This window comes from Pseudomonas sp. WHRI 8519 (assembly GCF_040224055.2).
Classification (GTDB): Bacteria; Pseudomonadota; Gammaproteobacteria; order Pseudomonadales; family Pseudomonadaceae; genus Aquipseudomonas; species Aquipseudomonas putida_X.
This window is the reverse complement of the sequence record NZ_CP167996.1, coordinates 5,657,570-5,676,026: the sequence shown is the minus strand read 5'-3', so window position 1 is coordinate 5,676,026 and position 18,457 is coordinate 5,657,570. Positions and strand designations below refer to the sequence as shown.

Annotated in this window: 16 protein-coding genes; 6 read left to right on the top strand and 10 right to left on the bottom strand. The window is 63.2% G+C overall.

All coding sequences use genetic code 11. The annotated features are described in order from the left end of the window. Positions 1-20: 20 nt before the first annotated feature. From ABRP30_RS26030 to ABRP30_RS26010, 5 genes are all read right to left on the bottom strand, one after another. Positions 21-2,456: a TonB-dependent siderophore receptor gene (locus tag ABRP30_RS26030; RefSeq protein ID WP_349976592.1), complete on the bottom strand. Its 2,436-nt coding sequence runs from the start codon at positions 2,454-2,456 to the stop codon at positions 21-23. Between the two features lie 217 nt (positions 2,457-2,673). After that, a complete protein-coding gene (locus tag ABRP30_RS26025; RefSeq protein WP_241805664.1) occupies positions 2,674-3,630 on the bottom strand; it encodes a FecR domain-containing protein in 957 nt (318 codons plus the stop codon). Further along, on the bottom strand, positions 3,627-4,145 hold the full coding sequence (locus ABRP30_RS26020; RefSeq protein ID WP_241805665.1) for an RNA polymerase sigma factor: 519 nt from the start codon (positions 4,143-4,145) through the stop codon (positions 3,627-3,629). The genes ABRP30_RS26025 and ABRP30_RS26020 overlap by 4 nt, the downstream gene beginning before the upstream one ends. A 155-nt stretch (positions 4,146-4,300) precedes the next feature. Continuing rightward, positions 4,301-5,011 carry a PolC-type DNA polymerase III gene (locus ABRP30_RS26015; RefSeq protein WP_267819281.1) on the bottom strand — a complete coding sequence of 237 codons (711 nt, stop codon included), beginning with the start codon at positions 5,009-5,011 and terminating at the stop codon, positions 4,301-4,303. After that, positions 5,008-6,945, bottom strand: coding sequence for a putative nucleotidyltransferase substrate binding domain-containing protein (locus tag ABRP30_RS26010; RefSeq protein WP_349976593.1), 1,938 nt, complete (start codon positions 6,943-6,945; stop codon positions 5,008-5,010). The genes ABRP30_RS26015 and ABRP30_RS26010 overlap by 4 nt, the downstream gene beginning before the upstream one ends. Before the next feature lie 185 nt (positions 6,946-7,130). Between ABRP30_RS26010 and ABRP30_RS26005 the strand changes: the two genes are divergently transcribed. Next, the gene (locus tag ABRP30_RS26005) at positions 7,131-7,574 is read left to right on the top strand and encodes a response regulator (RefSeq protein WP_241805668.1); all 444 of its coding nucleotides are present in this window, start codon (positions 7,131-7,133) and stop codon (positions 7,572-7,574) included. 129 nt (positions 7,575-7,703) lie between these two features. Here ABRP30_RS26005 and ABRP30_RS26000 read toward each other — a convergent pair whose 3' ends face one another. Next, complete coding sequence (locus ABRP30_RS26000; protein ID WP_241805669.1) at positions 7,704-9,881, bottom strand: malate synthase G; 2,178 nt, start codon at positions 9,879-9,881, stop codon at positions 7,704-7,706. Between the two features lie 446 nt (positions 9,882-10,327). On the opposite strand from ABRP30_RS26000, the gene ABRP30_RS25995 reads away from it, so the two are divergent. Next, positions 10,328-10,846 carry a glycine cleavage system protein R gene (locus ABRP30_RS25995; RefSeq protein ID WP_241805670.1) on the top strand — a complete coding sequence of 173 codons (519 nt, stop codon included), beginning with the start codon at positions 10,328-10,330 and terminating at the stop codon, positions 10,844-10,846. A 228-nt stretch (positions 10,847-11,074) separates the two neighbouring features. Here the strand turns inward: ABRP30_RS25995 and rarD are convergent, their stop codons facing one another. The 4 genes from rarD to ABRP30_RS25975 form a co-directional block, all read right to left on the bottom strand. Continuing rightward, positions 11,075-11,962 carry an EamA family transporter RarD gene (rarD, locus tag ABRP30_RS25990; RefSeq protein WP_267819278.1) on the bottom strand — a complete coding sequence of 296 codons (888 nt, stop codon included), beginning with the start codon at positions 11,960-11,962 and terminating at the stop codon, positions 11,075-11,077. Between the two features lie 64 nt (positions 11,963-12,026). Continuing rightward, complete coding sequence (locus ABRP30_RS25985; protein ID WP_241805672.1) at positions 12,027-13,001, bottom strand: serine/threonine protein kinase; 975 nt, start codon at positions 12,999-13,001, stop codon at positions 12,027-12,029. 70 nt (positions 13,002-13,071) lie between these two features. Continuing rightward, complete coding sequence (locus ABRP30_RS25980; RefSeq protein WP_267819276.1) at positions 13,072-13,836, bottom strand: TOBE domain-containing protein; 765 nt, start codon at positions 13,834-13,836, stop codon at positions 13,072-13,074. Between the two features lie 26 nt (positions 13,837-13,862). Beyond that, positions 13,863-14,600, bottom strand: coding sequence for a ComF family protein (locus tag ABRP30_RS25975; RefSeq protein WP_349976594.1), 738 nt, complete (start codon positions 14,598-14,600; stop codon positions 13,863-13,865). A gap of 89 nt (positions 14,601-14,689) precedes the next feature. On the opposite strand from ABRP30_RS25975, the gene bioB reads away from it, so the two are divergent. The 4 genes from bioB to bioC are packed head-to-tail and all read left to right on the top strand — an operon-like array spanning position 14,690 to position 18,457. Next, positions 14,690-15,748 carry a biotin synthase BioB gene (gene bioB / locus ABRP30_RS25970; RefSeq protein WP_039602863.1) on the top strand — a complete coding sequence of 353 codons (1,059 nt, stop codon included), beginning with the start codon at positions 14,690-14,692 and terminating at the stop codon, positions 15,746-15,748. A 1-nt stretch (position 15,749) separates the two neighbouring features. Then, positions 15,750-16,922, top strand: a complete 1,173-nt coding sequence (gene bioF / locus ABRP30_RS25965; protein WP_349976595.1) for an 8-amino-7-oxononanoate synthase — start codon at positions 15,750-15,752, stop codon at positions 16,920-16,922. Continuing rightward, entirely contained in the window at positions 16,915-17,646 is a 732-nt protein-coding gene (locus ABRP30_RS25960; protein ID WP_267819269.1) for an alpha/beta fold hydrolase, read from the top strand. The genes bioF and ABRP30_RS25960 overlap by 8 nt, the downstream gene beginning before the upstream one ends. After that, a complete protein-coding gene (gene bioC, locus ABRP30_RS25955; RefSeq protein WP_267819267.1) occupies positions 17,639-18,457 on the top strand; it encodes a malonyl-ACP O-methyltransferase BioC in 819 nt (272 codons plus the stop codon). Before ABRP30_RS25960 ends, bioC begins: the two co-directional genes overlap by 8 nt.

Sequence of the window (18,457 nt, the reverse complement as noted above, 5' to 3'; positions counted from 1 at the left end):
GCACTGCGGCCCCGATTCGCTCAGAACTTATAATTGACGCTGGCCACTACGTTGCGTTCGTCGCCGTAGTAGCAGTAGTAACCGTCACAAGTCGACAGGTAATCCTTGTTGAACAGGTTCTTCGCATCCACGGCAACGGTTACGCCCTTGAGGGTTGGGTTCAGACGGCCCAAGTCGTAATGCACCGAGGCATCGTAGACGGTGTATGAGCCCACATGGCCCCAATCGGTATTGGTGGTGTTGCCATAGGTGTCACCCACATAGCGCACACCGACACCCACGCCAAAGCCATCGAGCGCGCCTTCGTGCCAGGTGTAGTCGGCCCAGGCAGTGGCCTGGTTACGAGGGACCTGGGCCATGCGCTTGCCCTTCTCCCCGTCGTTGCCTTTGGTGATCTCGCTGTCGTTATAGGTGTAGGAACCGATCAATTTCAGGTTCTTGGTGACATCCGATGTGGCTTCAAGCTCCAGGCCTTTGACGCGTACTTCACCGACTTGGCGAGTCACACTGCCCTCGGTTACCGACATGTTCTCTTGGGTCAGGTCGAATACCGCTGCGCTAAGCAGTGTCTTGCTGCCAGGGGGCTGGTACTTGATGCCCAGTTCGTACTGTTTGCCTTCGGTAGGTTTGAAAGCGTCGGTGCTGTTCACTGCGGCACCGGTTGCGGCCTGGAACGACTCGGCATACGAGAAGTACGGGGTAATGCCGTTGTCGAACACATAGCTCAGTGCTGCGTTACCGCTGAATTTCTTGTCACGCTGGGTATTGGTGGCGTCGCCCTGGTTGTGGAAGGTGGTGCCGGTGTGTACCCAGTCTTCACGGCCGCCCAAGGTCAGGCGCCAGTTGTTCAGGGCCATCTGATCCTGAACATACAGACCGGTCTGCTGGGTTTTCTGATCGTAGTCATACATGTCGAAGTACTGGACGTTCGAGAAATCCTGGCCGTAGATCGGGTTGTGGATATTGCTTGGCGGCACGCCGGCCGAACCCCAGCGCCAGCGGGCATTGCTGTCCGAGCGTTGGTGATCGAGCCCCAGCAGCAGGGTATGGGCGACCATGCCGGTCTGGAAGTCCGCCTGGAAGTTGTTATCCACCGCGAACTGGGAGATGTCTTCCTCGACGATGCCGGCAGTGCGTTGCACCGTGCCATCGGCGCTGACTGCTTCGTCCGGGCCTGCCGGCCAGATCGAACCGCCGGCGGTGATGCCCTTGAAGTCCAGTTCGTTACGCGCGTAACGCAGGTTCTGGCGGAACTGCCATGTGTCGTTCAGGCGGGTCTCGAACGCGTAACCCAAGTGATAGTAAGTGCGGTCGTAGGATTCCCAGTCCGGGTCGCCCAGGTTCTTGTGGTGGGAGATCTTGCCTGCAGGACTGTCCAGTTTGGTGCCCTGCAAGGGGAGGAACTGGCCGGTGATACCGGTATCGTCGCGGGTGTACTGGGTAATGAACGTCAGTTTGGTGTCGTCATTGATGTTCCAGGTCAAGCTGGGTGCGATGTTGTAGCGCTTGTCCGGAATATGATCGATCGGTGTGCCGCTGTCGCGCACGGTACCGCTCACACGGTAGAGAAACCGTCCGCTGTCATCGATCTTGCCAGTGCTGTCGAAGTTGATCTGTTTGTGGTTGTTGCTGCCAACCTGGGCTTCAACTTCGTGGCTGCTTACAACATCCGGGCGGCGGCTGGTCATGTCCAGCAAGCCGCCGGGAGGGGTCTGGCCGTAGACGGAAGAGGCCGGGCCACGCAGTACCGCAATGCGCTCCAGGTTCCAGGGCTCTATTTTCGGTGACGCGTAGTTACCTTTCGGCAATGGCAGACCGTCAAGAAACTGGGTGGGCACGAAGCCGCGTACCAGCAGCCAGTCGCTGCGCGAGTCGGAGCCGTAGCCGCTGCTCTGTACGCCAGCGGTGTAGCGCAAGGCGTCGTTGAGATTGAGGACCGGGCGGTCTTCCATCTGCTGGCGGGTGATCACCGTCACCGAACGTGGTAGTTCGGCAATGGCGGTGTCTGTCTTGGTGCCAGCGGCGGTGCGTGTTGCCGTGTAGCCGTCAACCGGCCCCCAAGCGCTTTCGTACGAGGCATCGGCATTGATCGCAGTCTCGGGCAACGCCAGGGTGCCATCAGGGACTGCCACCAGGCTGTAGCTGCCGACGGTGCTCTGCTGCAACTGCAAGCCGGTGCCGAGCAGGGCTGCCTGCAGGGCGCCGAGGCCGTCGTACTGGCCGTTGACCGGCGCCGAGTTGCGGCCGCTGACCAGTGCCGGGTCGATGGCCAGGGCGATGCCCGACTGGCTGGCGATCTGGTTCAGGGTGGTGGCCAGCGGGGCGCTGGGCAGGTCGTAGGCGCGCTGTGCGGACTGCTCGGCGGCGAACAGGGCAGGGCTGGCCAACGGTGCAGCCAGGGCGATGGACAAGGCCATCAGGCTGGGGCGCAGGATACGATCAACGGCACGGGACATGCAGCGGTTCCTCGACGGATAAGTGCTAATTGCTTCCTTGCCGAGCGAGATTTCAGAAGTGACAGGGGCCTCTGAAAAAAAATCGAAATGGTTTGTATTTGTACGCAGCCAGCTCAGCCTCATCACCGGCAAGCCGGCCCTCCACGGGGCGGCAATGCGTTGATCAACAGTGAAGGAACGCAGCACCGGGCTTGCCGGCGACGAGGGCGTTGAGGCCCTACTTGGGCACCACGTTGATCCACCACTGGGTATGCCGCTCGATCTTCACCGGCAACGCGGGGGCCAGTGAAGCCAGGGCCAGGTCGGTATCGGTCAGCGGGAAGCTCCCCGTCACGCGCAGGTCGGCCACTTCATCGGCTACGCCCAGGTGGCCGCTGCGGTATTGGCCCAGCTGCGCCACCAGGTCGGCAAGACGCACGTTGTCCACCACCAGCATGCCGCGGGTCCAGGCATCCGCACCGGTTTGCACGGGGGCGATACGGCCCAGGCCATTGGCGTTCATGAGCACCTGCTGACCCTCACGCAGGACCTGCTCGTCACCACTGTTGAGCGGCTGGGCTGCAACCGAGGACTGCAGCACTTCCAGGCGGGTGCCGTGGTTTTCGCGCCGCACCAGGAAGCGAGTGCCCAGGGGGCGCAGGCGGCCATCGTCGGTGCGCACCAGCAACGGGCGAGGGTCCTGGTGGCCGGTCTCCACCGAGATTTCCCCCTGGTGCAGCACCAGTACACGCTGGTCCCCTTCGTAGTCGATGTCGACTGCCGTGTGAGTGTTCAGGCTCAGCAGCGTGCCGTCCTCCAGACGCAGGGTCCGCAGTTCGCCGGTGGCGGTGCGCTGATCGGCCAGCCAGTAGCTTGCCGAAAGCGATGGCGCGCCGACCCAGGCCAACAGTGAGCCGAGCAGGAACATGCCAGCCAGCCCGCCGCCCACCTTCGCCACCCGCCGGCGCAACCCTGCGCGCGATTGCTGCAGGGCCTGGCGCGCGGGGCCGGCTGCGGCGCTGACCCGTTGATCGAGGGTGCCCAGCTGGCGCCAGGCGCGAGCGTGTTCTTCGCTGGCGGCATGCCAGCGCATGAACTCGCTGCGCTCGTCGAGTGTACCGGTGCCGCCGTCCAGGCTCAGTTTCCAGGCGATGGCCGCTTCAAGGACCCCGGCAGAAACCGGTGAGTTGTTCACGTCGGCTCCCCATACAGCGCCACATAGCACTGGCGCATGCCTTGGGCGATGTACTGGCGTACCCGCGATACCGATACACCCAGGCGCTCGGCGATTTCGGCGTGGCCCATGCCATCCAGGCGATTGTGCAGGAACGCTGTGCGTGCCTTGCTCGACAGCTTGCCGAGCAGGCGGTCGATGGCCTTGAGGTCTTCGAGGATCAGGTGTTGCAGTTCAGGGGAGGGCTGTTCGGCTTCTGGCAGGCGGGCGAGCTCGGCCAGGTAGGCCTGCTCCAGGGCAGCGCGGCGAAAATGGTCGAACATCAGCCCTTTGGCTACTGCGGCCAGGAATGCGCGCGGCTCACGGGGGGTGTCCAGGTGTTCGCGCCCGAGCAGGCGCACGAAGGTGTCCTGGCTCAGGTCTTCGGCACGCTGGCGGCAGGCCATGCTGCGTTGCAGCCAGGCGAGCAGCCAGCTGCGGTGGTCGCGGTACAGCGTACCGACCAGTTCAGCGTGTGGGCTCTGAGCAGAAGACAAGCAGTGTCCCCCCCGGAACGAATGCGTTAACTAACGATAATTATTCGCGATTGTTGCAGAGGCGGGGGGCAGGGCGCAATGGACGCTTATCGGGTTGCCACTATCAGGGGGGCTGCGCCCGATCTCACAGGGCAGCGCCTTCAACGCACAGGTTTCTAAAGCCCGTGCCCCTGCACATTGCGCCGGCGCCACCCGCGCAAGCGCTGCTCCAGCTGCAATGGGCTGTCCAACTGCTGGCGACGCGCCTGGCTGAACAGGATCAACGCCAGTTCAGCAGTGACTTGGGCATCGGCGCTGGCGTGGTGGCGCTCATCCACCTGCAGCCCGAAGCGTGCCACCCAGTCATCCAGCCCTGCTTCGCGCAGTACCGTGTCCGGGTTGAGCATGGGCGCCAGTTCAGCGACATCCAGGAACGGCTGCTGCAGGCGATGGCCAAGGGTTTCTTTCAACGCCCGAGCCAGCATGCGTTGGTCGAAAGGTGCATGAAACGCCAGCACCGGGCTGTCACCCATGAACTCGAGCAGTTCGAGCAACGCCTCGGCTGGGTCGCTGCCAGCAGCCAGGGCGCTCGGGCCCAAGCCATGGATGAGTACACTGGCGTTGGTTTTCTGGGCCGGGCGGTGCAGGGTGCGCTCGAACTGCTGGGAAAAGTCGATGGCGCCGTCTTCGATGGCTACGGCACCGATCGACAAGACCTGATCGCGGTTGGGGTTCAGGCCGCTGGTCTCAAGGTCCAGCACCACCCAGCGCTGCTCACGCAGCGAGCACACGCCCAGCGGTGCGGGTTTTGGCAGGCGCGCCAGGCGTTGATGCAGCGCATCGTCCAGGGCCGGGGCGGCAGGCCGTAGCCAGGCGAACAGGCTCATAGCTGGTACCGCAGGGCCAGGCTGCTTTGCAGGCGCTGCGCCTGGCGCAGGGACTCACGCAGGATACGCCGGTCCAGATGGTTGAGGCTGTCCGGATCGAGGCGGTTGGAATAAGGCTGATTGTCGCGGGTCTGGCGCTGGTGCTGCTGCATGCGCGTTTGCTGGATGAAATGGTAGGCCTCTTCGTAGGCCGCGCCGTCGAGCGCCTGGATAACGCCTTTGTCGACCAACTGGCGCAGGCGCTCCAGGGTGTTGCAGGCGCCGATGCCGTTGGCCAGGGCGAGCAGCCGCGCACCATCGACGAAGGGGGTCAGGCCTTGGACCTTGAGGTCCAGGGTAGCGGCCTTGTCGTTGCCTTGGCGGGTCAGGACGAATTCGCGCAGGCGGCCTACCGGAGGCCGCTGACGCAGGGCGTTGTCGGCCATCATGCGCTGGAAGATGCGGTTTTCGGCAACTTGTTCAAGCACGCTTTGGCGCAGCTGTTCGCAACCCTGTTCGTCGCCCCAGACCACACGCAGGTCGAAATAAATGCTCGAGCCGAGCAGGTTCTCTGGGCTGGCTTCACGGATGAAACCAGCGAAACGTCGTGCCCATTCAGCGCGCGACAGGCACAGCTCGGGGTTGCCCGCCATGACGTTCCCCTTGCACAGGGTGAAGCCACATTGGGCCAGGCATTGGTTGATGTAGTGGGCCAGCGGCAGCAGACGGGCGCGAATGGCTTCGGCTTCGCGGCTATCAGCCGCCTCGAACAGGATGCCGTTGTCCTGGTCGGTATGCAGGGTCTGCTCACGGCGCCCTTCGCTGCCAAAGCACAGCCAGCTGAATGGCACCCCAGGGTCGCCACGTTCGGCCAGAGCCAGTTCGATGACCCGGCAGACCGTGTGGTCGTTGAGCAGGGTGATGATCTGGGTGATCTGGGTCGAGGAGGCGCCGTGGGCAAGCATGCGTTCGACCAGCTGGCCGATCTCCCCACGCAGCGCTACCAGCGAGTCCAGGCGCGGTGCATGGCGGATGGTGCGGGCCAGGTGCACGAGGTCGACCCGTTGCAGGGAGAACAGGTCGCGCTCCGAGACCACGCCGCACAGGCGCTGGTTGTCCACCAGGCAAACATGGGCGATGTGCCGCTCGGTCATGGCCATGGCCGCGTCGAAGGCACTGGCCCGCGGGCTGAGGTAGAACGGTTTGGCGGTCATGTGCCGCTCGATGGCGCTGCCGAGGTCGGCATCGACAGTGGCCACCACCTGGCGCAGGTCACGCAGGGTGAAAATGCCCACCGGGTAACGCTGCGCATCCACCACCACGATGCTGCCGACCTGCTGCTCGTGCATCGACCGCACGGCGTCGCGCAGCGGCGTGTTCGGGGTGCAGACCACCGGGTGACGCATGGCCAGTTCACCCAGCGGGGTGTTCAGCGAGTATTGGGTGCCGAGCGTTTCCACCGCTTGCTGACGTACCTGTTGATTGACCTGGTCGAGCAAGCTACTGACGCCGCGCAGCGCAAAATCCCGAAACACATCCGACAGGGAGAACACACGGATGAAGGCGGCTTTGTTCAATTGCAGGCAGAACGTGTCCTCGCCTGCCAGGTGCTCGGTGCGGGTAGCGCGTTCGCCAAGCAGGGCGGCCAGCGGGAAGCACTCCCCGCTGGTGATCTCGAAGGTGGTTTCCACGCCGGGCTTGACCAGGTGCTGGCGCTCACCGACCACGCGGCCCTGCTTGACGATGTAGAAGTGCTCCACCGGGCCGTCGGCGGGTTTGATGATGCTTTCCCCGCTGGCGTAGAAACGCAACTGGCACTGTTCCACCAGGAACGCCAGGTGGCTGTGTTCCATTTGGTTGAACGGCGGGAAACGCTGCAAAAACTGCAAGGTGCCCTGAATGTTTTGCAGAACTGCGGTTCTGCCCGCCTGGCTGTAGGCGTCGTTTTTGCTCATGACACTGACCGTATCGCTACGCCGAACTATATATATCTATATATAGGTGCGGCCTTGTTGTTCTCGGCCCCCATGGTCGGCTGACGGCCGTGCGGTGCCCATTGGACGTAAGTCTATGAGCGTAATGTGATCAATATCGCAAGCTGCGGTCTTACCGATGAGCAAGACTATTTGATGAGACGACCATGGTTGAGCATGACGACATCCTGAGTGACGCCGAGCGCGAGGCATTGGCCGGTCTGAGTGCGCCCGTCGCATCCAGGCCGGTGGTATTGGTGGTTGATGACAACCCGGTGAACAGCGAGGCTTTGTGCCTTTACCTCAAGAGCAGAGGGATCGACTGCATGAAGGCCGATGGTGCCCAGGAGGCGATGTTCAAACTGCATTACGAACCGCGCATCGCCCTGATGATCACCGACCTGCGCATGGAGCCCAAGGATGGCCTGGAGCTGATTCGGCAGATTCGTGAGTCGGAACGCGCGGCGTTGTCGATCATCGTGGTGTCAGGCGACACCGATGTGAAGGAGGCGGTGGATGTGATGCACCTGGGGGTGGTGGACTTTCTGCTCAAACCGGTGGATCTGGGGAAATTGCTGGGGTTGGTGAAGAAAGAGTTGCAGCTAGGGTAGCTCAGGTGGCTGTTCTGGCCGTTCGCCGGCGAGCCGGCGCGCACAAGTTCATCACACCCTTTGAGGCCAGTGATGTGCCTGTGAGCGCCGGCTTGCCTGCGATCGGGCCGGCGAGCGGCCCGTTGCAGATTACAGCCCGTTACGCGCCTTGAACTCGCGGCGGCGACGGTGCAGGACCGGCTCGGTATAACCGTTCGGTTGCTTGGCACCCTCCACCACCAGTTCCACTGCAGCCTGGAATGCAATGTTGTCGTCGAAGTTCGGCGCCATCGGGCGGTACAGGGCGTCACCGGCATTCTGCTTGTCGACAACGGCTGCCATGCGCTTGAGGCTTTCCAGCACCTGCTCCTGGGTAACCACGCCATGGCGCAGCCAGTTGGCCAGCAACTGGGCCGAGATACGCAGGGTAGCGCGGTCTTCCATCAGGCCCACATCGTTGATGTCGGGCACTTTGGAACAACCCACGCCCTGGTCGATCCAGCGAACTACGTAGCCAAGGATGCCCTGGGCGTTGTTGTCCAGCTCGTTGCGGATCTCTTCGGCCGACCAGTTGGTGTCAGCTGCCAGCGGGATGGTCAGGATGTCGTCGACCGAAGCCGGGGTGCGGCTAGCCAGCTCGCGCTGACGCGCCTGCACATCGACTTTGTGGTAGTGCAGCGCGTGCAGGGTGGCGGCGGTCGGTGACGGAACCCAGGCGGTGTTGGCGCCGGCCAGCGGGTGAGCGATCTTCTGCTCGAGCATGGCGGCCATCAGGTCCGGCATGGCCCACATGCCTTTGCCGATCTGCGCACGGCCTTGCAGGCCGGTGGCAAGGCCAACGTCTACGTTGTTGTTCTCGTAGGCGCCGATCCACTTTTCATTCTTCATGGCGCCTTTGCGCACCACGGCGCCGGCCTCCATGGAGGTGTGGATTTCGTCACCGGTACGGTCGAGGAAGCCGGTGTTGATGAACACCACACGCTCGGCTGCCGACTTGATGCAGGCCTTGAGGTTGACCGTGGTACGGCGCTCCTCGTCCATGATGCCGACCTTGACGGTGTTGCGCGGCATGCCCAGCAGGTCTTCGACGCGGCTGAAGATCTCGGCGGCGAACGCCACTTCTTCAGGGCCGTGCATTTTCGGTTTGACGATGTAGACGCTACCGGTACGGGTGTTCTTGCGGCTGGTGTTGCCGTTGAGGTTGTGCAGGGCGATCAGGTTGGTGAAAAGACCATCCTGGATGCCTTCGGGAATCTCGTTGCCTTGGGCATCGAGAATTGCCGGGTTGGTCATCAAATGACCCACGTTACGCACGAACAGCAGCGAACGACCGTGGAGGGTTACGGTGCCGCCATTGGGCGCTGTGTACTCGCGGTCGGGGTTCATGGTGCGGGTGAAGGTCTTGCCGCCTTTGCTGACGCTCTCGGCCAGGTCGCCTTTCATCAGGCCCAGCCAGTTGCGGTAGACGATGACCTTGTCGTCGGCATCGACGGCAGCGACCGAGTCTTCACAGTCCATGATGGTGGTCAGCGCCGATTCCATCAGGATGTCTTTCACACCGGCGGCATCAGTGCTGCCGACCGGGGTGCTGGCATCGACCTGGATTTCCAGGTGCAGGCCATTGTGCTTGAGCAGCACGGCGGTTGGCGCGGCGGCATCGCCATGGAAACCGATCAGCTGGGCGTCGTCCCGCAGGCCGCTGTTGCTGCCGCCCTTGAGGGCAACGACCAGCTTGCCGCCTTCGATGCGGTAAGCGGTGGAGTCGACGTGCGAGCCAGCAGCCAGCGGCGCGGCTTCGTCGAGGAAGGCGCGGGCGAAGGCGATGACCTTGTTGCCGCGGACCTTGTTATAGCCCTGGCCTTTTTCTGCGCCACCTTCATCGCTGATGACATCGGTGCCGTACAGTGCGTCGTACAGCGAGCCCCAGCGGGCGTTGGCGGCGTTCAGGGCAAAGCGGGCGTTCATCACCGGCACGACCAGCTGTGGGCCTGCCATGTGGGCAATTTCTTCGTCCACGTTCTGGGTGGTGGCTTGGAAATCGTCGGCTTGTGGCAGCAGATAGCCGATTTCCTGAAGGAAGCTTTTATAGGCGACGGCGTCGTGTGCCTGGCCTTTGCGTGCCTGGTGCCAGGCGTCGATCTTGGCTTGCAGCTCGTCGCGCTTGGCGAGCAGGGCTTTGTTCTTTGGGGCGAGGTCGTTGATGATCTTTTCTGCCCCGGCCCAGAACGCATCGGCCTTGACGCCGGTTCCAGGGATCGCTTCGTTGTTGACGAAGTCGTACAGGGCCTTGGCGACCTGAAGGCCACCGACTTGAACGTATCCAGTCATTGCTTGCCTCACCTTTGCTCAGCTATTTCGCTTTCGCTCTTCTGTATTAAGCCTGTAGCGCTTCTCTAAACACGGCACCAGTACATGCTCTCACCACTCATGAGAGCGGCTGGGTGCGGCTCGCCAGACGGGCTGGTGAGCGGTTGGCGTATTTTCACAGGCGCCTTGGCAGACATCGTAACGACGTTTTGTAGTCCGCGCCGACGCATACTACATGAAGCAGCGGGCCGGTGAACATCAGACTAAAAGCGTCGCGCCGCGACCAGCAGGTCGCGGAGGGTCACGCTGGGAGTCGCTATGTTCGCAAAAAACCGGTGGATTGTTCCAGATAAATCTTGAAACAGTACACGATTAGTTCGCCAGACCGTCCTGCGGCAGGTTGCCGCGCCTTGCCTATACTGAACCAATTCCCGCCGCTGCAGGCGGCACGACGCAGAGGAAGGCCTGTGGATCATCTTGTACTGACCGTGATTGCTCCTGACAAGGCCGGCCAGGTCGAACGGATTGCCCAGTGCATAGCCGACCACAACGGTAACTGGCTGGAGAGCCGTATGTCGCGTATGGCCGGGCAATTCGCGGGCATCTTGCGGGTCGCCGTGCCGGCAGAGAGCTACGATGAGCTGGTGAAATCGCTTCAGGCCCTGGGGCAATACGATATCCGTGTGCTGATCGCAGAAAGCGGCATCGAGCCTTCCTGTACCTGGAAGCCGATCGCGATGGAGTTGGTGGGTAATGACCGCCCTGGCATCGTACGGGATATCACCCGTTTGCTGGCTGAGCAAGGGGTGAACCTTGAGCGTTTCACCACCGAAGTACGCCCGGCGCCGATGAGCAGCGAGCCGTTGTTCCATGCCGATGCCTTGCTGGCGCTGCCATTGACCTTGTCGCTGGACGACCTGCAGCACAAGCTGGAGAGCCTGGCGGATGACTTGATGGTGGAGTTGAAATTGCGGCCGCAAGAGTGAGCCCAAGCGCTAGCGGGTTATCCCGATTAATCGGGGAAGGCCCTGTGGATAACCTGGGGGCGCTCCGCGCTAACCCAGAGACGGCAAGCTCTCCCGCTGTTTGTTCAAAAAACAGCCACTAATCAATAGCTTGTGCACAAACCACGGGGACGAGGGTGTGGATAACCTCTGGAGATGTTCTGCCAGGCCACGAACGGCGTGGCCTGCAGAGTTTTGATCGTTTTTTGATCAGGTGCGCTTGCGCAGATTCAGCCAGGCATCGACGCTGTACAGCGCCAGGCCAGCCCAGATACACAGGAAAGCCATCAGGCTGCTGGATGACAGGTGCTCGTCAAATAGCAGTACCGCTTGCAGCAGCACCAGGGTTGGCGCCAGATACTGCAGGAAGCCCAGGGTGGTGTAGGGCAAGTGCCGCGCAGCGGCGTTGAAGCACACCAGCGGTATCAGGGTTACCGGCCCGGCGGCGATCAGCCATAGCGCCTCGCTGCTGGTATAGAAACTGCCTTGTGCACTCATCGCCGCGGGGTGCAGCAGCAACCAGCCTAGCGCCAGGGGCACCAGCATCCAGGTTTCCACCACCAGGCCGGGCAGCGCCGCCACCGGTGCCTGCTTGCGGATCAGGCCATAGAAGCCGAAGGTCAACGCCAGTACCAGGGACACCCACGGCAGGCTACCGACTTGCCACACCTGTTGCGCCACACCTACTGCGGCCATGGCCACTGCCAGCCATTGCAGGCGGCGCAGGCGTTCACCCAGCAAAAGCATGCCCAGCAGCACGTTCACCAGCGGGTTGATGTAGTAGCCCAGGCTGGCCTCGAGCATGCGCCCATTGTTGACCGACCACACGTAGGTCAGCCAGTTGCCGGCAATCAGGGCGCCACTGAGGGCAAGGATGGCCAGGCGGCGTGGGTTGTCGCGCAACTCGCGCCACCACCCTGGGTGCTTCCACACCAACAGCAGCAGCGAACCGAACAGGGCGGACCAGAGCACCCGATGGACGATGATCTCAACCGCCGGGACGCTTTGTATGGCTTTGAAATAGAGGGGGAACAAGCCCCAGATGATGTAGGCCGAGAGGCCAAGAATGTACCCGCGTCGCGGGTTTGCGGCGTGCATGCAGAATCCTTGCTTAGGTAGCTAAATACAGCGACGCCTATTGTAGACAGACCTTTGCAGGCATTTAGAACAATTTCAGTGGTTGCTCATCGAGTGCCGCCGTTTGCTCGCGCAGGGCCAGGATCTGATCGCCCCAGTACCGCGGCTGGCCAAACCAGGGGAAGCTGCGCGGGAATGCCGGGTCGTCCCAGCGCCGTGCCAGCCAGGCGCTATGGTGCAGCTGGCGCAAGGCACGCAGCGGTTCGATCAGGGGGAGCTCGCGCGGGTCGAAATCGTGAAACTCGTTGTAACCGTCGATCAGCTCTGCCAGTTGGCCCAGGCGTTCTTCACGGCTGCCGGCCAGCATCATCCACAGGTCTTGCACCGCCGGGCCCATCCTGCAGTCATCGAGGTCGACGACGTGGTAGACGTCGTCGCGGTGCATCAGGTTGCCGGGGTGCAAGTCGCCGTGCAGGCGCATCACCTTGTGCTCCGTGCGTGCGTAGATGTCTTCGACCCGCTTGAGCAGTTCGCGCGCTACAGACTCGAAGGCGGGCAGCAATTCCCGGGGTACGAAGTCGCCCTCCAGCAGGGTTCGCAGGGATGCGTGGCCGAAGTTGTCCACAGTCAAGGCCTCGCGATGCTCGAACGGGCGTGTGGCCGCTACCGCATGCAGGCGGCCGAGCAACTGGCCCAGACGGTAGAGCTGGTCGAGGTTGCCTGGCTCCGGTGCGTGGCCGCCGCGGCGGGGGAACAGCGTGAAGCGAAAGCCCTGGTGCTCGAACAGGGTCTGTTCATTGTGTTGCAGCGGGGCGACCACCGGCACTTCGCACTCGGCGAGTTCGGCGGTGAAGCGGTGTTCTTCAAGAATCGCTTCATTGCTCCACCGGCCTGGTCGATAGAACTTGGCGATCAGTGGTTGCTCGCCTTCGATACCCACTTGGTAGACGCGGTTCTCGTAGCTGTTCAGGGCCAGTACCCGGGCGTCGCTGAGAAAGCCGAGGCTCTCCACGGCGTCCAGTACCAGGTCGGGGGTGAGGGTCGCGAAGGGGTGAGACATGGTGGCTCCGGGGTGGGCTGCAGGGGCTCATGGTATCAGTGACGGCCCTCTGGCGGGTGGCGCGAGCAACCTACACCGGTACCCCCAGCAATACGTGGGAGGGATGGAACTGCGCCCGGACCTGGCTACCGGGTGCCAGTGCCGCTCGTGCCAGCCAGTGGGCCTCGGCAAACGCACAGAGTGTCTGCCCATTACCCAGCGCCAGCCTCACTTCACGGGTGTCATGCCCATCCGCGATCACCTGTTCCACCGTTGCCTTGAGCACATTGCTGCCTGCTTCGGCTTCATCTGCGGCGCTCAACAGCTGCACCCACCCGGCCTTGAGCAACGCCACCACCATGGTGCCGATCGCCAGCTCCAGGCGTGACGTGCTGTCATGGGTGATCAGTGCCTCGATTTCCAGCCCGCCACCCAGCGCCAGGCTCACGCGGTCGTGCCGCCCTTCGCGGCGCAAGCCGCTGACCTGGCCTTGCAGCTGGTTGCGGGCACTGGTGCGCAACATCAGGCGCCCAAGCAGGTCAAGGTCGCTGGACTCTTCGGCGGCCTCGAGAATCTGCGCCTGCAGGGCCTGCAAACGCTGATACAGGCGCAGTACCCGCTCGCCTTCGTCAGACAGGCGTGCGCCACCGCCGCCGCGCCCGCCGGTGCTGCGCTCGACCAACGGCTGGCTGGCCAGGTTGTTGAGTTCGTCTATGGCGTCCCATGCGGCTTTGTAGCTGATGCCTGCGGCCTTGGCGGCGCGGGTGATCGAACCTTGCTCAGCGATATGCTGAAGCAACGCGATGCGCTGTGGGCGGCGAGCGATATGCTGGGTGAGGAGAGCGGGCAGGGTCATGATGGCGCCTATCTGGGACTGACCGGTCAAGCTTGCCCCGGTTTTGCCGTGCGTGCCAGGCAATACACATCGACCCGACGTGCGCCGGCGCCGCGCAACAGGGCGGCGATGCTTTGCACCGTGGCACCGGTGGTCAGCACGTCATCGACCACGGCCACATGCAGGCCGTGCAACGCGCCTTGATCAACCACCGCAAAGGCCTGTTGCAGATTGCGCCGCCTGGCCTTGGCATTCAGGCTTTGCTGCGCCGGTGTTTCGCGGGTGCGCTGCAGCCATCGCTCGTTGCAGTCGATTGCCAGGGCCTTGGACAACCACCTTGCCAGCATGCCTGCCTGGTTGAAGCCACGCTCGCGCTGTCGACGCTTTGCCAGTGGCACAGGCAACAGCAGCGATGGCTTGGCCAGGCCATCGGTAAAGCGGTGGCGCAAATCCAGGCTGAGCATTTCGGCCATCAAGCGCCCCAATGGCCACTGGCGATTGTGTTTGAAGCGGCTGATCAGTGTGTCCACGGGAAAGCCGTAATACCACGGCGCTATCACTTGTTCGAAGGCAGGCGGACGGCGGCTGCACTGCGCGCAGGTCAGGCCGGCCATTGGCAGTGGTAGCGCGCACTGCATGCAGTACTCATTCAGCCACGGCAGTTCTTCCTCGCACGCCACGCAGATGGGGTGGCGCTGCTGGGCAGAAGCGCCGCAAAGCAAACAGTAGTGGTCAATATTCGTACACTTGTAAACCAGTGCTTTTAACCAAGGTTGACAGTTCATAGGCCTTCCATGACTATGCGAGCTATCCGTGATGCGCTGGCGGGCATTCCTGTCCCGGCGCCAGCTACAGCCTAAACAAGGAAACGCCGATGAGCGCCAGCACAACTGCAACAACACGTCACGACTGGTCCCTGGCCGAGGTGAAGGCCCTGTTCCAGCAACCGTTCAACGACCTGCTGTTCCAGGCGCAAACCGTGCATCGGGCGCATTTCGACCCCAACCGCGTGCAGGTTTCCACGCTGCTGTCGATCAAGACCGGCGCCTGCCCGGAAGATTGCAAATACTGTCCACAGTCGGGCCACTACAACACCGGGCTGGAAAAACAGAAGCTGATGGAGGTGCAGAAGGTGCTCGAAGAAGCGGCACGGGCCAAGGCCATCGGCTCCACCCGCTTCTGCATGGGCGCCGCCTGGAAGCACCCCTCGGCCAAGGACATGCCCTACGTGCTGGAAATGGTCAAAGGGGTCAAGGCCATGGGGCTGGAAACCTGCATGACCCTCGGCAAGCTCGATCAGGACCAGACCCAGGCGCTGGCCCAGGCAGGCCTGGATTACTACAACCACAACCTCGATACCTCGCCGGAGTTCTACGGCAGCATCATCACCACCCGCACTTACAGCGAGCGTCTGCAGACCTTGGCCTACGTACGCGATGCCGGGATGAAGATCTGCTCCGGTGGCATCCTCGGGATGGGCGAGTCGCTCGACGATCGTGCAGGCCTGCTGATCCAGTTGGCCAACCTGCCCGAGCATCCCGAGTCGGTGCCGATCAACATGCTGGTCAAAGTGGCCGGTACCCCGTTGGCCGAGGAAGAAGATGTCGATCCGTTCGACTTCATTCGCATGCTGGCGGTGGCGCGGTTGCTGATGCCCAAGTCGCATGTGCGCCTGTCCGCCGGCCGCGAACAGATGAACGAGCAGATGCAGGCCCTGGCCTTCATGGCCGGCGCCAATTCGATCTTCTACGGCGAGAAGCTGCTGACCACCGCCAACCCGCAGGCCGACAAGGACATGCAGCTGTTCGCCCGCCTGGGTATCAAGCCTGAAGCGCGTGAAGAGCATGCCGACGAAGTGCACCAGGCCGCCATCGAGCAGGCGCTGGTCGAGCAACGCAGCAGCGAGCTGTTCTATAACGCCGCGTCTGCCTGAGATGGCCTTCGATCTTGCAGCGCGTCTTGCCGAACGGCGCGCTGCAGACCTGTATCGGCAGCGGCCGCTGTTACAAAGCCCGCAAGGGCCGAACGTCGTGGTCGACGGCCAGCCGTTGCTGGCTTTCTGCAGCAATGACTACCTGGGCCTGGCCAACCACCCTGAGGTGATTGCCGCTTGGCAGGCCGGCGCCGAGCGTTGGGGCGTCGGTGGCGGGGCCTCGCACTTGGTTGTCGGCCACAGCACGCCGCACCATCAGGTCGAAGAGGCGCTGGCTGAATTGACCGGTCGCCCGCGAGCCTTGCTGTTTTCCACAGGCTACATGGCCAACCTCGGGGCCATCACCGCGCTGGTGGGGCAGGGCGATACAGTGCTGCAGGACCGCCTCAATCATGCCTCGCTGCTCGATGGCGGCTTGCTCAGTGGTGCCCGCTTCAACCGTTACCTGCACAACGATGCCGTCAGCCTGGCCAACCGCCTGGACAAGGCCTGCGGCAATACCCTGGTGGTCACCGACGGTGTGTTCAGCATGGATGGTGATCTGGCCGACCTGCCTGCGCTGGCCGAGGTGGCGCGTGCGCGCGGGGCCTGGTTGATGGTCGACGACGCGCATGGCCTGGGTACCTTGGGTGCCCAGGGCGGCGGTATCGTCGAACACTTCGGCCTGGGCATCGACGACGTGCCGGTGCTGATCGGTACGCTGGGCAAGGCGTGTGGTACCGCGGGCGCCTTCGTTGCGGGCAGCGATGATTTGATCGAGGCACTGGTGCAGTTCGCACGGCCTTACATCTACACCACCAGCCAGCCGCCGGCACTCGCTTGCGCCACGCTCAAGAGCCTGGAGCTGGTGCGCCGCGAGACCTGGCGCCGCGAGCACCTGGCCGGGTTGATCCTTCAGTTCCGCGAGGGCGCGGCGCAGATCGGGCTGCAGCTGATGGACAGCCCGACCCCGATCCAGCCGCTGCTGATCGGCGACAGTGCACAGGCACTGCGCCTGTCACAGATGCTGCGCGAGCGTGGCCTGCTGGTCACCGCCATCCGCCCGCCTACTGTTCCTGCTGGCAGTGCACGGCTGCGGGTAACCTTGAGCGCTGCGCACAGTGAGGCGCAGGTACAGCTATTGTTGAATGCATTGGCCGATTGTTATCCACAGCTGGAGGCCGCCGATGCGTAACCGATTGATCCTTCTACCCGGCTGGGGCCTGGGGACTGCGGCGCTTGAGCCGCTGGCCGCCAGCCTGCGTGCGCAGGACGCGCGCCTGCAGGTTGAGCTGGCGCCCCTGCCGGAGCTGGCCGACCCCGATGTACAGGCGTGGGTCGATTACCTTGACCGCAAACTGCCCAGTGATGCCTGGCTGGGCGGCTGGTCGCTGGGCGGCATGCTTGCCAGTGAGCTGGCGCGCAAGCGTGGCGATCACTGTTGCGGGCTGCTGACCCTGGCCAGTAACCCCTGCTTCGTGGAACGGGCGGATTGGCCGCATGGTATGGCCCATGACACCTTCGAGACCTTCCGCGACGGTTGCCGCAGCCACACCGGCGTAACCCTCAAACGTTTCAAGAGCCTGTGCAGTGACGGCGCCATGCAGCCGCGCACATTGCTGCGTCAGCTGGGCGTGGGCGTGCCAGAGACGGACCCGCTGTACCTGAGCACCGGGCTTGAGGTGCTGGCAAAGCTGGATACCCGCGAAGCGCTGCAGGCATACGCCGGCCCGCAACTGCACCTGTTCGCCGGCAGTGATGCGTTGGTCCCCCCCGAGGCGGCCAAAGCGCTGAGCGAGTTGTTGCCCGACGTTGAAGTCGGGCTGGTTGAAGAGAGTTCCCACGCTTTCCTGTTGGAGTATCCGCAGGAATTGGCGGCGGGTATCAAGAGTTTCCTGCATGAGAGTGGCGATGACTGACCTTTCCCGTCCAACCCTGCCCGGCGCGCTGCCGGACAAGCGCCAGGTAGCGGCCTCGTTCTCTCGTGCGGCAGCCAGCTACGACAGCGTGGCGGCCTTGCAGCGCGCGGTGGGCGTGGCCCTGCTGGAGCAGCTACCGAGCACACTGACGCCATCGCGCTGGCTCGACCTGGGCAGCGGCACGGGGCATTTCAGCCGGGTGCTGGCCGAGCGGTTCACGCTGGCGACGGGCGTGGCCGTGGATATCGCCGAAGGCATGCTGCGCCATGCCCGAGGCGAGCAGGGCGGGGCCCGCTACCATGTGGCAGGCGACGCCGAGCGCTTGCCGCTGCGTGATCACAGCGTCGATCTGGTTTTCTCCAGCCTGGCAGTGCAGTGGTGCGCGCAGTTCTCCAGTGTGCTGGAAGAAGCCCGGCGGGTATTGCGCCCGGGCGGTGTGCTGGCCTTCAGCAGCCTGTGTGTTGGCACCCTCGATGAATTGCGCGCCAGTTGGCAGGCTGTGGATGGCATGGTGCATGTCAACCGCTTCCGCCGGTTCGAGGACTATCAGCGACTGTGTGCGGCAAGTGGCCTTGAGCCGCTTGGCCTGCATCAGCAGGCGCATGTGCTGCACTACCCGCATGTGCGCGGGCTGACCCATGAGCTCAAGGCACTTGGCGCCCACAACATCAATCCTGGGCGGCCGTCGGGCCTGACTGGCCGTGCCCGCATGCAGGGGCTGCTGCAGGCGTACGAAGCATTCCGCCAGCCGCAAGGGCTGCCCGCCACCTATCAAGTGGTCTATGGTGTGTTGCGCAAGCCAACGGCGTGA

Coding starts and splice junctions, on each gene's coding strand:
- ABRP30_RS26030 (WP_349976592.1), bottom strand. CDS start 2,456: ATGTCCCGTGCCGTTGATCGTATCCTGCGCCCCAGCCTGATGGCCTTG.
- bioC (WP_267819267.1), top strand. CDS start 17,639: ATGACTGACCTTTCCCGTCCAACCCTGCCCGGCGCGCTGCCGGACAAG.
- ABRP30_RS26000 (WP_241805669.1), bottom strand. CDS start 9,881: ATGACTGGATACGTTCAAGTCGGTGGCCTTCAGGTCGCCAAGGCCCTG.
- ABRP30_RS26005 (WP_241805668.1), top strand. CDS start 7,131: ATGGTTGAGCATGACGACATCCTGAGTGACGCCGAGCGCGAGGCATTG.
- rarD (WP_267819278.1), bottom strand. CDS start 11,962: ATGCACGCCGCAAACCCGCGACGCGGGTACATTCTTGGCCTCTCGGCC.
- ABRP30_RS25975 (WP_349976594.1), bottom strand. CDS start 14,600: ATGAACTGTCAACCTTGGTTAAAAGCACTGGTTTACAAGTGTACGAAT.
- ABRP30_RS25980 (WP_267819276.1), bottom strand. CDS start 13,836: ATGACCCTGCCCGCTCTCCTCACCCAGCATATCGCTCGCCGCCCACAG.
- bioF (WP_349976595.1), top strand. CDS start 15,750: ATGGCCTTCGATCTTGCAGCGCGTCTTGCCGAACGGCGCGCTGCAGAC.
- bioB (WP_039602863.1), top strand. CDS start 14,690: ATGAGCGCCAGCACAACTGCAACAACACGTCACGACTGGTCCCTGGCC.
- ABRP30_RS26010 (WP_349976593.1), bottom strand. CDS start 6,945: ATGAGCAAAAACGACGCCTACAGCCAGGCGGGCAGAACCGCAGTTCTG.
- ABRP30_RS25985 (WP_241805672.1), bottom strand. CDS start 13,001: ATGTCTCACCCCTTCGCGACCCTCACCCCCGACCTGGTACTGGACGCC.
- ABRP30_RS26015 (WP_267819281.1), bottom strand. CDS start 5,011: ATGAGCCTGTTCGCCTGGCTACGGCCTGCCGCCCCGGCCCTGGACGAT.
- ABRP30_RS25960 (WP_267819269.1), top strand. CDS start 16,915: ATGCGTAACCGATTGATCCTTCTACCCGGCTGGGGCCTGGGGACTGCG.